This window comes from Solirubrobacter soli DSM 22325 (assembly GCF_000423665.1).
Lineage (GTDB): Bacteria > Actinomycetota > Thermoleophilia > Solirubrobacterales > Solirubrobacteraceae > Solirubrobacter > Solirubrobacter soli.
On the sequence record NZ_KE384070.1, the window covers coordinates 372,952 to 385,904 of the forward strand.

15 protein-coding genes are annotated in these 12,953 nt (G+C 70.0%); 7 read left to right on the forward strand and 8 right to left on the reverse strand.

All coding sequences use genetic code 11. The features are described 5' to 3' along the window. The first annotated feature begins 13 nt into the window (after positions 1-13). Positions 14-1,690, forward strand: a complete 1,677-nt coding sequence (locus tag G569_RS0134635; RefSeq protein WP_053227420.1) for an FAD-dependent oxidoreductase — start codon at positions 14-16, stop codon at positions 1,688-1,690. Here the strand turns inward: G569_RS0134635 and G569_RS54025 are convergent. Genes G569_RS54025 through G569_RS0134650 form a run of 3 tightly spaced genes read right to left on the reverse strand, consistent with a single transcriptional unit; the run spans position 1,687 to position 3,064 of the window. After that, positions 1,687-2,133 (reverse strand): nuclear transport factor 2 family protein, encoded by a 447-nt coding sequence (locus G569_RS54025; RefSeq protein ID WP_053227421.1) that lies wholly within the window; start codon positions 2,131-2,133, stop codon positions 1,687-1,689. The two genes, G569_RS0134635 and G569_RS54025, sit on opposite strands and share 4 nt — an antisense overlap. A gap of 26 nt (positions 2,134-2,159) precedes the next feature. Then, on the reverse strand, positions 2,160-2,627 hold the full coding sequence (locus tag G569_RS0134645) for a DUF8821 family protein (protein WP_028066820.1): 468 nt from the start codon (positions 2,625-2,627) through the stop codon (positions 2,160-2,162). Between the two features lie 50 nt (positions 2,628-2,677). Further along, positions 2,678-3,064, reverse strand: coding sequence for a YybH family protein (locus G569_RS0134650; RefSeq protein ID WP_028066821.1), 387 nt, complete (start codon positions 3,062-3,064; stop codon positions 2,678-2,680). A gap of 129 nt (positions 3,065-3,193) precedes the next feature. Here G569_RS0134650 and G569_RS54030 point away from each other — a divergent pair, with 129 nt between their 5' ends. Further along, positions 3,194-3,745, forward strand: a complete 552-nt coding sequence (locus G569_RS54030; RefSeq protein WP_053227422.1) for a hypothetical protein — start codon at positions 3,194-3,196, stop codon at positions 3,743-3,745. Between the two features lie 18 nt (positions 3,746-3,763). Then, complete coding sequence (locus G569_RS0134660) at positions 3,764-4,852, forward strand: peptidyl-prolyl cis-trans isomerase (protein WP_028066822.1); 1,089 nt, start codon at positions 3,764-3,766, stop codon at positions 4,850-4,852. Between the two features lie 181 nt (positions 4,853-5,033). Here the strand turns inward: G569_RS0134660 and G569_RS66730 are convergent, their stop codons facing one another. Together G569_RS66730 and G569_RS0134670 are read right to left on the reverse strand one after the other, a co-directional pair. Beyond that, positions 5,034-5,501, reverse strand: a complete 468-nt coding sequence (locus G569_RS66730; RefSeq protein WP_503473930.1) for a DUF6946 family protein — start codon at positions 5,499-5,501, stop codon at positions 5,034-5,036. An 18-nt stretch (positions 5,502-5,519) separates the two neighbouring features. Beyond that, positions 5,520-6,041: a hypothetical protein gene (locus tag G569_RS0134670; protein ID WP_028066824.1), complete on the reverse strand. Its 522-nt coding sequence runs from the start codon at positions 6,039-6,041 to the stop codon at positions 5,520-5,522. Between the two features lie 120 nt (positions 6,042-6,161). Here G569_RS0134670 and G569_RS0134675 point away from each other — a divergent pair, with 120 nt between their 5' ends. Together G569_RS0134675 and G569_RS0134680 are read left to right on the forward strand one after the other, a co-directional pair. Next, positions 6,162-6,734, forward strand: a complete 573-nt coding sequence (locus tag G569_RS0134675; RefSeq protein ID WP_211233168.1) for a TetR/AcrR family transcriptional regulator — start codon at positions 6,162-6,164, stop codon at positions 6,732-6,734. A gap of 35 nt (positions 6,735-6,769) precedes the next feature. Then, complete coding sequence (locus tag G569_RS0134680) at positions 6,770-7,834, forward strand: nitrilase-related carbon-nitrogen hydrolase (protein WP_028066826.1); 1,065 nt, start codon at positions 6,770-6,772, stop codon at positions 7,832-7,834. Here the strand turns inward: G569_RS0134680 and G569_RS59595 are convergent. Next, a complete protein-coding gene (locus G569_RS59595) occupies positions 7,815-10,553 on the reverse strand; it encodes an SBBP repeat-containing protein (protein WP_084286033.1) in 2,739 nt (912 codons plus the stop codon). The two genes, G569_RS0134680 and G569_RS59595, sit on opposite strands and share 20 nt — an antisense overlap. Positions 10,554-10,687: 134 nt before the next feature. Here G569_RS59595 and G569_RS64190 point away from each other — a divergent pair, with 134 nt between their 5' ends. Continuing rightward, a complete protein-coding gene (locus tag G569_RS64190) occupies positions 10,688-10,858 on the forward strand; it encodes a hypothetical protein (RefSeq protein ID WP_169542306.1) in 171 nt (56 codons plus the stop codon). Here the strand turns inward: G569_RS64190 and G569_RS54040 are convergent. Both G569_RS54040 and G569_RS0134700 read right to left on the reverse strand, forming a co-directional pair. Further along, positions 10,855-11,430, reverse strand: a complete 576-nt coding sequence (locus G569_RS54040; protein ID WP_053227424.1) for a DUF1707 SHOCT-like domain-containing protein — start codon at positions 11,428-11,430, stop codon at positions 10,855-10,857. The genes G569_RS64190 and G569_RS54040 overlap by 4 nt on opposite strands. A 2-nt stretch (positions 11,431-11,432) precedes the next feature. After that, complete coding sequence (locus G569_RS0134700) at positions 11,433-11,930, reverse strand: MarR family winged helix-turn-helix transcriptional regulator (protein WP_028066827.1); 498 nt, start codon at positions 11,928-11,930, stop codon at positions 11,433-11,435. Positions 11,931-12,021: 91 nt separating this feature from the next. Here G569_RS0134700 and G569_RS0134705 point away from each other — a divergent pair, with 91 nt between their 5' ends. Then, positions 12,022-12,951 (forward strand): NADP-dependent oxidoreductase, encoded by a 930-nt coding sequence (locus G569_RS0134705; protein ID WP_028066828.1) that lies wholly within the window; start codon positions 12,022-12,024, stop codon positions 12,949-12,951. Positions 12,952-12,953: the final 2 nt, after the last annotated feature.

Below are 12,953 nucleotides of genomic sequence, written 5' to 3' on the forward strand. Positions count from 1 at the left end.
TAGCCTCGTTCGCATGGCGACCACGCAGGTCTTGCGCAGCGAGCGCTTCCCGGATCTCGATGACGAGGTGCTGTTCCCCCGGCTGTCCGACGGCAAGCTCGAGTGGCTGGCCGAACGCGGGACGCGCAAGAGCTTCGCGGTCGGCGACGTGCTCTACGAACACGCGGACCGCGACGCGCCGTTCTACGTGATCGAGCGCGGGCGGGTCGAGTTCGTCGACCGCAAGCCCGGCAAGAACATCACGATCTCCGAAGCCGACGCGCGCACCTTCATCGGCGACATCGCCGCCTTCACCGGCGAGCCGACGATCAGCGCCTGCGTGGCGGTCGAGCCGACGGACACGATCGCGTTCGACCGCGGCCAGCTGCGCGACATGATGGCCCGCTGGCCGGAGTTCGGCGAGCACATCTTCCGCACGCTGCTCGCCCGCCGCTCCTGGCACGAGGCCGAGGGCCACGGCGTCATGCGGCTGATCGCCGCGCGCGGCTCACGGCGCGCGTACGAGGTGCGCGAGCTGCTCGAGCGCAACCTGCTGCCGGTGCGCTGGTACGACGTCGACACGGACGAAGAGGGCCTGCGGATGCTCGACTGGCTCGAGATCCCGCCCGCCGAGACCCCCGTGCTCGTGCACGCCACGAACGTGATGCGCAATCCCTCGCCCGCGCAGGTGGCGCGCTCTCTGGGGCTCCGCGCCGAGGTCGACGGACAGCGCTTCGACCTGGTCGTGCTCGGCGCCGGCCCGGCCGGACTGGCGGCTGCCGTCTACGGCGGGTCGGAGGGGCTGCGGACGTTCGTCGCCGAGGCGTGGGCGCCCGGCGGCCAGGCGGGGACGAGCACGCGGATCGAGAACTACCTCGGCTTCCCGAGCGGCATCTCCGGCATCGACCTCACCCGCAAGGCGACCCTGCAGGCACGCCGCTTCGACGCCGTGCTGTCGAGCTTCCACCGCGCGGTCGAGCTCGCCGACGGCCCCGAGGGGTTGGTGCGCGTCGACCTCGACGACGGCCAGCACGTCCTCGCCCGGTCGGTCGTGATGGCGACCGGCGCGCGTTGGCGCGAGCTGAAGGCCGAGGGCGTCGACCGCTTCCGCGGCGCGGGCGTCTACCACGCGGCGATGGCCACGGACGCCGAGCGCTGCCGGGGCGAGGACGTGATCGTCGTCGGCGGCGGCAACTCCGCCGGCCAGGCCGCGGTGCATTTGAGCCACCGCGCGCGCAGCGTACGGATCGTGGTCCGTGGCAAGGCGCTGAAGTCGACGATGTCGGCGTACCTCGTGGATCGGATCGAGCGCTCACCCACGATCGAGGTGATGACCGAGACCGAGATCGAGGCGGTCCACGGCGGAGCGACCGTCGAGACGGTCTCGCTTCGCGGTGCGGACGGCGGCGTCGAGCGCGTCCATGCCACCGCGGTGTTCGTGATGATCGGTGCCACCCCGTGCACCGAGGCCGCCACGGGCATCCTCGCCACCGACGCCGCCGGCTACCTGCTGTGCGGCCACGGCGCGTTCAAGTGCGCCGGCCATCTGAACTGGCCGCTGCGCGACCGCGAGCCGCACATGCTCGAGACCGTCCGCCCGGGCGTCTTCGCCGCCGGCGACGTACGGGCGGAGGCGTCCAAGCGGGTCGCGGGAGCGGTGGGCGACGGCGCGATGGTCGTCCGCTTCGCCCACGAGGTGCTGGCGGGCTAGACCCCGAGCTGCCGGGCGAGCGAGGCGAAGTCCCAGTGCGTCCGCTGGGACGCGATCGCGCCGCGCTCGAACTCGACGATGACGATCGCGGTCACGGAGGCGCTTCGATCTGTTGGCGCGACCCCCGGAAGGAGCCACGCCAGCTCGCAGTCGTGGACGAACGACACCGTCAGCTCGTCCACGAGGCGGAACCGGTCCACCACCCGCGCCTTCCGGGTGAGCGCGAGCTCACCGGGCAGGTGCGGGAGCAGCGCGTCGCGGTAGAAGCTCTCGACCTCTTGCCGCCCCGACGCCCCGGTGAGGGTGGGCATGTGCCGGACCGACGGCGCGGCCGTCATCGAGCGCATCGCCGCGTCGGGATCGCGGTGCTCCAGCAGCGCCGTGACGTGCTCATCCCACGTGTGCTCGAGCCGGCGCATGAACTGCGCGATCTCGGTCGTCATACCCGACCGAGTCTGGCAACTACGGGTCAGTACTCGTTCTTGATCACGAAGTACGAGCCGCGGATCGTGCCGGCCAGCTTGGACCGCTGCCGCGCGAACTTGAAGCTCGACGCGAGCTCCTCCGGGACCTCCATGCCGTCCGAGAGCTTGAATCCGACCGCCCGCTTCGGGTCCGGGCCGTCGAGGGTGTACATCACGTTGATCGACAGGCCGCTCTCGTAGAACACGTAGGCGATGCGGATGTTCTCGACCTGGAACGCCGTGGCCTCCAGCGGGGGAGAGGAGATCACGAGGTCCCGCTCCTCCTTGAGGATCCGGTGCACCCACTCGATGGTCTCCTGGGCCTCGCTCGCGGGTTCCACCGTGAACGTGTGGTCGTACTTGTTCTTGAAGTAACGGGCCTCGTTGGCGCGCAGACCGGCCAGCGCGTCAGCGTGCGGTGACGACTCCAGACCGACGGTCGAGACGGTGACGAAGTCCACGGTGTAAGACATGTCGCGTCCTCCGGGTTGTTTCGACCGCAGGCTACCTCGTGATTCGCGGCCTACGCGGTCGCTTGATCGCCCCAGGCGTTGTCGATCACGTACAGCCAGCTGCCGTCGTCCTGTCGGCGAGCCACCTCGGCCGTCGTCGCCCCGAGCGCCGCGGGGCTTCCATCGGGCATCGTCCCACCCGTCAGCGTCCAGCGGTTGGAGAGGTACGCGAGGTCCCCGACGCGCAGCGAGAGCGTCGTGTCGAGGCTGATCTGACCCCGGCGGTCGAGGAACCAACGCAGCGCTTCGCGGATTCCGTCGCTCCCCTCCACAGTGACGCCCGGCTGCGGGATCAGAGCCGCGTCCGGCTCATAGAGCTCCATCAGCGCTTCCAGGTCGCCGGCGTTGAACGCCTGCTCGAACAGGCGATGGAGCTGTTCGGGTTCGTTTGCGGGCATGGTCTCCCCACTTCCGGGTGCGAGCTACGCGATGCTACGCGCCACGCGTGGCTCGGGCAACGGTGCACGACCCGTACGGTCTTCGGCGCGATGGATCGAACACGGGCGTCCGACAGCGAGCGGGATCTCTTGCTGCGCGGCTTCCCAGAGGCAGTGCGCGATGACGCGCTGATCGCCGTCCGCGCACTTCCACCGCGCGAGTATCCGGCGTCGGTGAGGGACGAGACGGTGGCTGTCGGCGAAGAGCGGATCGCGATCCCGTACCGCGTCCACTATCCAGAGCTGGCCGTACCGGAGGAGTTGAGTGACCGGCAGCGGCGGATCGCGAACTGCATCTACTCGCGGCATGGCGACGGCTACGTGCGCGAGCGTTCGATCGCCCGTGTGCTCGACGCGACCGAGCCGTGGGTGATCCCGTACGTGCTCCAGCTGCTCGGCGAATATGTCGTCGAGATCTGCCTGATGATCCTCGCGAGAGCTCCGCTCACGTCTCTGGACTATCGGGCGTTCGCGCAAGCGAACCGCGACTTCATCGATCTCACGGAACAGCGGGCTACCAGCTACTGGGGTGCGTACTACCGCTGCCAGTACGCTCAGCGGTGTGACTTTCCAGCCCTTGTCGCGCTCGACCTCGTGCGAACGCGCGGGCACGCCACACTGGTGCGGCGTGTGGAGCCGTGACCCCGACCCCCTTTGCCGATGATCAAAGCCGCGTTCGCCATCCTCGCCGTCGCCGGCACGGGCTTGCTCGCCCAGGGCGGCGAGCTGCCGCGTGACGCGGTCGCCACGGTCGACGGGCAGGCCATCGAGCGGCAGGAATTCGACCGCTGGCTGACGATCGCCGCCAAGTCGAGCTTCGGCGCGGTGCCCGATCGCGAGGACGGCTACCGCAAGTGCATCGCCGCGCGGCGCAAGGCGCTGCCGCCGAAGGACCGGCAGAAGGTGTCCCGCCACGAGCTCGTGACGTGGTGCAAACAGGACTATGCGCAGCTGCGCAACCAGGTCATGCAGCTGCTCATCAGCTTCAAGTGGATCGCCGGGGAGGCCGCCCTACAGGGCATCACGGTGACCGACGCCGAGGTCGATCAGTCCTTCCAGGAACAGAAGAAGCAGAGCTTCCCCAAGGAGTCGGACTATCGGAAGTTCCTCAAGCAGAGCGGCCAGACCGAGGCGGACATCCTCCAGCGCGTCAGGCTCGACCTCTTGTCGAACAAGCTCCGGGACAAGGTCGTCGCGGGCAAGGATCAGGTCTCCGACGAGGCGATCGCGCAGTTCTACGCCGACAACAAGGCCCGCTTCGCCGTGCCTGAGCGGCGTTCGCTGCGCATCGTGCTGACCAAGCGCAAGGCCGACGCCGAGCGAGCGCGCTCGGCTCTTGAGCGTGGCACCTCGTGGAAGGCCGTGGCCCGCCGATACTCGATCGACAGCACGTCCAAGTACGCCGGCGGCAAGCTCGGCTTCGTCTCGAAGGGCACGTTGGACCGCCGGCTCGACAAGGCCGTCTTCGGCGCCGTCAAGGACCGGCTCGTCGGCCCGGTCCGGACGCAATATGGCTACTACGTCTTCACGGTCACGAGGGTCAAGCCGGCGCGCCAGCAACCGCTCGAGGAAGTCAGGGACGTCATCAAGGAGACGCTCGTCTCGGAGCAGCAGCAGGCGGCGCTCGACGCCTTCGTGAAGGACTTCACGGCACGCTGGAGGGCGAAGACCATATGCGCGGACGGCTACAAGACGTCCGACTGCAGCAACGGCCCGGCGCCGACGCCGACGCCGACGCCGACCTCCTGAGGGCTCGAGCGCCCGCCCGACTCTGGACGTCTCTGCACGCGGCGACCTCCCGGTCGCGCGCGACGTGCACCGGAGTCCGGACAGATCGCTAGGCGCGCCACTCGACGGCGCGGCACCGCGGGTCGCGCGGCTCCCCACTCCTTGTCGTCCGATGCGCGAGCGATGCGGCTCCGCGCCGCTGTCACGCGGTCGCGGTTGGCGAGACGAGCGTTGAGTCACGCAGGTCGGTCACCACATGTGCGACGTAGAGAGCCGCGTCAACGGACGGTGCGTCGGGCACGCGGACGCACCATGGCGAGACCCCGTCGGGCGGCAGCTCACAACCCAGGACCGCATGGCCGAAGCGTGCGAGCTCTTCTGCGTTGAGCGGGGACTTGTCGTCAGGCCGTTCATTGGTCCGGAACTCGTGCAGCACCAGCACGGCGTGGGATACACCCGTGGCTTCGGCGAGCGTGCCGGCCCATGCCGTTAGCAATTGGTAGCGGAGTGCACCGATCCTCGGGTCCTCGATCGGGAAGCGACACAGCCGAGTGACGAGATCCTGAATGCAACGCGAAAGCCGGTCAGGGTGTTCCCAAGCTCCGGGCGCCTGGGGGTGGGCAGGAAAACCTTCCTCTGGGTAAAGGTTTCCTTGCCACCCCCCTTCCACACCGAGACACAGCGGGGCTCAGCGGCGGGCGCGGGCGGCCCAGATGAGGTAGAGCACGGCGCCGAACGCCGCGTAGCCGGCGACGTTGGTGAGGTGCGCGACGTCCTGGGAGGAGCCGGCCACGAAGGACACGCCGGCGACGGTGGAGATCGCGCCGCTGGCGATCATCGGGAGCTCGCGGCGCGTGATCGCGGTGCCGAGCTGCACGGCGCCGGAGACGATGGCCCAGACGCCGAAGACGGCGAGGGTGGTGCCCGCGTCGGAGGTGCCCGCGGCCACCGCGAGCGCGACGGACGCGGCGAGGCTGATGAGCGCGTTGACGACGGCCCGCAGCTGGACCGACGCGCGGGCTTCGACGATTGACGCGATGACGTCGATGAGCGGGTAGGCGGCGAGCAGCACGGCCGCGGCCGTCGGCACCGCCTCGCCCGCGTCGGGGTCACCGCCCAGCGCGGCCGCGAACGCGCCCGCCCAGACCAGCGCGGCGATCGCCCGCACCCAGGCGATCCGGCGTCTCGCCGGAAGCAAGGGAGTGGACATGACGGACGATGCGGCGGACATATAAGGGCCCTTCAGTAGAGAAAGAACGATCGTTCTCCACCGTAGCCGCAGCGACCCGCCATGTCAAGAACGATCGTTCTTTCCGCTACTGTCCGAGGCGTGCCGCGCATCGCCACGCTCCCGCCGGTCAAGGACTCCGAACCCCGGACACGGCTCCTCGCGACGGCCTCGCGGCTCTTCTACACAGAGGGCGTCAACAGCGTCGGCGTCGACCGGATCGTGTCCGAGGCCAACGTCACGCGGGCGACCTTCTACCGGCACTTCCCCGGCAAGCAGGACCTCGTCCTGGCCTACCTGCAGAGCGCCCACGACGTGATCGAGCAGCGGATCGCCGCGGCCCTGGAGATCGAGGACCCGAAGGCGCGGCTGTCCGCGCTCGGCGAGGACATCGCCGCCCAGCTGCGATCGCCGGGCTTCGGCGGCTGCGCGTTCATCAAGGTCGCCTCCGAGTTCGACGACCCCGACGAGCCGATCCGCCGCGCCGTCTCAGCGCACCGCGCGTGGTTCGCCGAGACCGTCCGGACCGCCTTCGCCGACGCCGGTCACGCGCGTCCCGACGACGCGGCGCGGCACTTCATCATGCTCCGCGACGGCGCGATGGTCGCCGGCTACCTCGACGAGTCCGAGCAGGCCGCCGAGACCTTCCTGCGAAGCGTCGGCGCCCTTTTCTGAGACGATCCGGCTCGATCCGAGCGGAGGAGGAGTCGATGATCGAGCCCTATCAGGCAATCGGACTGGTCCCGACGATGTGGGGCATCAAGCGGCGCGAGGACATCCGGCGCAACCTCGAGCACCTCGACCACCTCGTCACGGCCTCGACCTGGCTCGGGGGACTCGATCTGCCGGTGCGGCTCGTCGCGGTGCCGGAGGGCGCGCTGCAGGGCTTCAACGACGAGGTGCTCGACCTCGATCACGAGACCTTCGCGCGCGAGTGCGCGATCGACATCCCCGGGCCCGAGACCGACGAGCTCGGGCGCCTCGCCCGCAAGTGGGGCGTGTTCGTGATGGCGCAGGCGAAGGCGCGCCACCCCGAGTTCCCGGGGCGCTTCTTCAACGTCGGGTTCGTGCTCGATCCCGACGGCGCGGTCGTCCTGCGCCATCACAAGGTGGTCCCGCTCCTGCCGGTCGAGCACTCGATGACACCGCACAACGTGTACGACCGCTGGGTCGAGCTCTACGGGGAGACGCTCGACGCGTTCTATCCCGTGGCCGACACGGAGATCGGCCGGCTGGGGATCATGATGGCCAACGAGGGGTCGTACCCGGAGAACGCCCGTGGGCTGGCGATGAACGGCGCCGAGGTCGTCTATCGCGCCTCCTTCCCGCATCGGGCGAGCGACGCGTACGTCGTCCAGACCCGCGCCCGCGCGCTGGACAACAACTTCTACGTGATCGCGCCCAACGTCGGCACCTACTACCTCACCGCCGACGACGACACCCCGATCGACACGTTCGGCGGGCATTCGCTGATCGCCGACTACCTCGGACGTGTCGTCGGCGACCACGCCTACAGCGGCAGCTCGTCGTGGGTCGCGGGGACGATCGACATCCACGCGTTGCGCCACTTCCGCGCCAACGCGAAGTGGGGCAACTGGATGAAGGACCTCACGACCGAGCAGTATCGGCTGATCTACGACCAGCCGATCTACCCGAAGAACCTCTACGCCGAGCGCCCGCCGTACAACCACGAGGAGTACCGCGAGAACGTGCTCGAACCGCAGATCCGCAAGCTGCAGGAGCGCGGGATCTACGTCAACCCCGAACGACCTTGACCTTCTTGGAGCGGGATGTGTTGCCCGCGCCGTCGGTGACGCGCACGGTCAGGTTCTTCGCCGTGCCGCGCAGGCGCAGCTTGCGCTTGAAGGCGGCGACGAGGATGCGCTTGTTGCGGCGCCGCACCTCGACGCGCTTGACGCCCGACGCGTTGTCGGTGGCCTTCAGGTTCAGCGTCAACCGGCGTCCCTTGGCCGGGGCGACCGTCGCCGTCGAGAGCGTCGGCGCCGTCTCGTCGAGGATGATGTCGTCCTGGAAGGTCTGCGACGGGTCGACGCACGAACCGCTGAACCGCACGTAGACCGTCTTCGGCAGCCGTTCCGGCCCCGACGAGTCGAGCACCCACGGGTAGCGGCGGCCGGGGTCGACCTGGCCGCTTGACGGCGCCTTGAACCCACCGTCGTTGGAGATCGAGAGCCCGGTCGCGCCGTCCGGCGGGATGATCGTCAGCTGCAACTTCGGGTCCTTCGTGTAGCGCGCGCCCGCGGCGATGCTGACCCCGATCGGCTGGCCGTCGCCGCGCCCGGCGCCGGCGCACGGCGGGGGAGCCGGCGGCGCGACGACGGTGAAGGTCCGCGTGGCGGGCGTCTCGTCCGCGTTGCCGTGGGTGTCGACGGCGCGCACGGAGAACGTGTAGTCCCCGACGCCGAGCGGCCCGAAGACCTGCGGCGAGGCACACGGTTGCTCGCTGCCGACCGCCGTTCCGGGCCCGTCGAGCCGGCAGCGGAAGGCGGCGCCCGCGTCGTCGGACGCGAACGAGAACGACGGCGTCGTCGCGCCCGTCTGCCCGCTCGGGCCGTCGGTGATCGTCGTGTCCGGTGCCGTCAGGTCGAGTTTCATCGCGAACGCGTCGAAGTCGCCGTTCTGGGTGGTGTCGAACGCGCCCGTGCTCGTGGGGAAGCCCGCGGAGCTGGTGGTGCCGCTGACGTAGACGCCGCCCTGTCCGTCGAGCGCGATGCCGAGGCCGCCGTCGCCGGCCGAGGAGCCGACGAACGTCGAATATCCGAGCCTCTCGCCGGCCGGCGTGAGCTTGGTCACGAAGGCGTCGTCGCCCCCGTTGTGGCCGGTGTCGAACGCGCCCTCGGTGGTCGGGAAGCCGAGCGAGTTGGTGACGCCGGCGACGAACGCCTCGCCCTGCCCGTCGACCGCGATCCGGTTGGCGACGTCGGAGCCGGCGTCGCCGAGGAAGGTCGAGTAGGCGAGGGCGCCCCCGGCGGCGTCGAGCTTGGTGACGAACGCGTCGTCGTCGCCGTTGTAGCCGGTGTCGACGGCGCCCGCCGTGGTCGGGAAGCCCGGCGAGCGGGTCGCGCCGGTGACGTACGCGCTGCCCTGGCCGTCGACCGCGATCGCCCGGCCGTCGTCGCTGTCATCCCCGCCGAGGTACGTCGAGTAGCCGAGGGTCTTGCCGATCGCGTCGAGCTTCGTGACGAAGACGTCGATGTCACCGTTGAAGCTGCGATCGAAGGCGTTCGCGCTGGTCGGGAACGTCGGCGACTCCGTCGTTCCCACGACGTACGCGTCGCCCTGCCCGTCGACGGCGATCCCGAAGCCGTCCTCAGCCTCGGAGGCGCCGAGGAACGTCGAGTAGGTGAGCCCCGTGCCGGCGGCGTTGAGCTTGGTCACGAAGGCGTCGATGCTGCCGTTCTCGCTCGTGTCGAACACGTTCGCGGTGGTCGGGAAGGCCGCCGAATCCGTGTCGCCCGTGACGTACGCGTTGAAGTTGGCGTCGACGACGATCCCGTTGCCCTCGTCCGCGCCCCCGGTCCCCAGGAAGGTCGAGTACGCGAGCGCGTTCCCGGCCGGATTGAGCTTCGTCACGAACCCGTCGAAGCCGCCGTTGTAGGTCTTGTCGAAGGCCAACGTGCTCGTCGGATACCCGGGCGAGGTGGTCGTCCCCGTCACGTACGCGTTGCCGAGCGCGTCGACCGCGATCCCCGCCGCGCTCTCGAGCTGATCGCCACCGAGGAAGGTCGAGTACTCGAGCGCCGTGCCCGACGCGTTGAGCTTGGTGACGAACACGTCGCCGTTGCCGTTGTGGGTGCGGTCGAACACGCCTGCCGTGGTCGGGTACGCCGTCGAGAACGTCTCGCCCGTGACGTAGGCGCTGCCCCGCGCGTCGACGGCGACGCCGAAGCCCGCATCGACGCCCGTGCCCCCGAGCAGCGTCGAGTACTCCACCGCGGAGTCGCTCAGCAACGCCTTCGAACGGACGCCGGGCTGCCCGTCCCACGCGAGGTCGACGTGGTGAGCGCCTGAGACGTCGTACGTCAGGCGCCCGTTCGCGCCATGGAAGGTCACGTCGACCCCGGGCCAGAGATCTCGGTAGGTGATCGCTCCATAGGTGGGGAGCGACGTCTCCGCGCGCCCGTTCCCGAAGTAGCTCACGATCCCGGCCGCCCGCCGGCTGGCGACGATCCGCGGCCTGCGGTTCGCGTGCTTGAACGGCAGCTTCAGCACGACCGTCCGCCGCGACCCGGAGACCGCCATCGTCACACCGCGATCCGTGAAGAAGAAGCTCTTCCCGCCGCCCTGCGCGACATACCGCACCCGCGCGTCGGACTGCCCCGCGTTCGGCACGAACGCCAGCGGCAGCGCGTCGTAGCTTGCCAGCGCGTGCGCGCGCGCCGGCTCGCTCGCCATCGCCGGTCCGGCGCCGGCCGCGAAGGCCACCGCGCACAGCCCAGCCGTCTGCCACAACCGTCTACTCCGTTCGGCCATCGGACGAGCCTCGCCCCCTGCCTCGCGGTAAGGGAAAGCAGATCGTTCAGTCATCGCCGATATCCGGCGAATGCAGCGCTTTGGAGCAACTGGTTCGCAACGCCCCAAACGCTCAGGTGAGCGATCATGGCGGCATGGACCTCCCGCCCTGCCCGCTCTGCGGCAACCTCGACTATCAACGCGAAGAAGAGCGCACCGACACCCGCTGGGGCTTCTCGACCCACATCAAGGTGCTGCTCATCTGCACCCAGTGCCGCTACGTCCTGACCTTCTACGACCAGAACAGCATCTTCGACTTCGACTAGCGGGAGATCCGCCGCAGGCCCTGCCGAACGCCGCGCGGCGCGACGCCCCAGATGTGCGTCTCGGTGTGATCGGGGCGACTCGCCATCTCGATGGTCACCGTGTCGCCTCGCTCGTTCTGCAGAAGCAGCTCGTCGGCCGTGCGGTGCACGATGGCGTAGGACGCTCGCGTGAAGAGCGGCACGACGTGGTCGGCGACGATCCGGCCCGCCTCACGCGGGTCGGCTGGGGTCCTCCAGCGCGCGGAGAACATCTGCCATCCCGGAAGCCACGGCCGCAGGTCGGGCCACGGCTTGACCCACGGTGGCGGTGCGACCGCGCGGTACCTGGGCGGGGACGCCGGGGCGGATGCTGCCCGCGGAGCGGGCTCCCATCGCGGACTCGGCGGTGGAAGCGGTTCCGTCTCCGGCAGGTCGTCGATCAGCGCGGCCAGCTCGCTTCGCGTGACGGCGGCGTACGCCGCCGCGCTGCGTTCGGCGAGCTCCTCGACATCGATGCGACCGTGGGTTGCCGCATCGCGCAGGATCGCGACGACCCGTTCACGTTCTGTGTCCGACGCCCGGGTGCGATCCATGGTCATGCGCGGCGCCGGCGGGGCGCGGCCGAGCGGGGTGGGATCGAGCGCATGTGGTCGCGCACCGGGGCGAGCAGGTCGGCGAGGGCCTTGACGTCCTCGCGCGAGAGCGGCTCGAACAGCAGGTTCCTGACGATCTCGATGTGACCGGGGAACACCTTGGCGAGCCGGGCGCGTCCGGCGTCGGTGATGGTGACCGTGGTGCCGCGCTCGTCATCTGATGCCTGGGTGCGCGTGACCAGGCCCGCCTTCTCGAGCAGGCCCGCCTGGTACGTCAGCGCGCTGCGGCTGTAGACGACGCCGTCGGCGAGGTCGGTCATCCGGTGGCTGCCCGTCGGTGCGTCGCCGAGGCGGGCGAGGAGCTGGAACTGCACGTAGCTGAGGTCGCCGGCCTCGCGCAACTGCTGCTCGACCGCGTGCCGGAGGAGGCTCGTGACCTCGATGAGGGCGAAGTACGCGCCGAGCTGGACGGGGTCGAGGGACGGCGGTGCGTCAGGCATGGACAAAGTCTAGTTGCTTCAAATTCGAAGCAGTGCTACGCTGCCGGCAGTTGCTTCAAATTCGAAGCAGATTGACCGAAAGAGGCCTGAGATGAAGGCAGTGCGTTTCCACGAGTACGGCGATCCCGACGTCCTCCGCTACGAGGACGTGGAGCAGCCCGTCCCGGGCGCCGGAGAGGTCCGGCTCCGCGTCGCCGCGAGCGCGTTCAACCCGGTCGACGACGGCATCCGCGGGGGCTATCTGCAAGGGCCGTTCCCGCTCACGCTGCCGCACATCCCGGGCATCGAGGTCTCCGGCACGGTCGACGCGCTGGGCGAGGACGTCGAGAACCTGGCCGTCGGCGACGCGGTGGTCGGCTTCCTGCCGATGACCGCCGATGGCGCCGCGGCGGAGTACGTCATCGCGCCGGCCGAGATCCTCGCGGCGGCGCCCACGAGCATCCCGCTCGCGGACGCCGCCGCGCTGCCGATGGTCGGCCTCACGGCGTGGCAAGCGCTCTTCGACGACGCAGGGCTGGCCGCCGGGCAGCGCGTGCTGATCAACGGAGCGGGCGGCGCGGTCGGCGGCTACGCGGTCCAGCTGGCCAAGTGGGCCGGAGCGCACGTCATCGCCACCGGCAGCCCGCGCAGCGCCGAGCGCGTCAGAAGCGCGGGCGCCGACGAGGTCATCGACCACACCACCACAGCGGTGACGGCGGCCGAGCCGGTCGATGTGCTGCTCAACCTCGCGCGCATCGCGCCGGAGGCGCTGGCCGCGATGGCCGCCCTGGTCGCCCCGGGCGGCGTCGTCGTGAACACGGTGCCGACGATCGCGACACCCGCCGACGAGGAGCGCGGCGTGCGCGGTGTCGGCGTCTTCGTCCGCAGCGACGCCGAGCAGCTCGCGCGGCTGGTGGAGCTCGTCGACCGCGGCGAGCTGCATGTCGACGTCGCCGAGCGGGTGCCGCTGGCCGAGCTGCCGTCGGTCCACGCGCGGGCGGCCGCCGGCACCCTCTCCGGCAGGGTCATCGTCGCGGTCTGAAC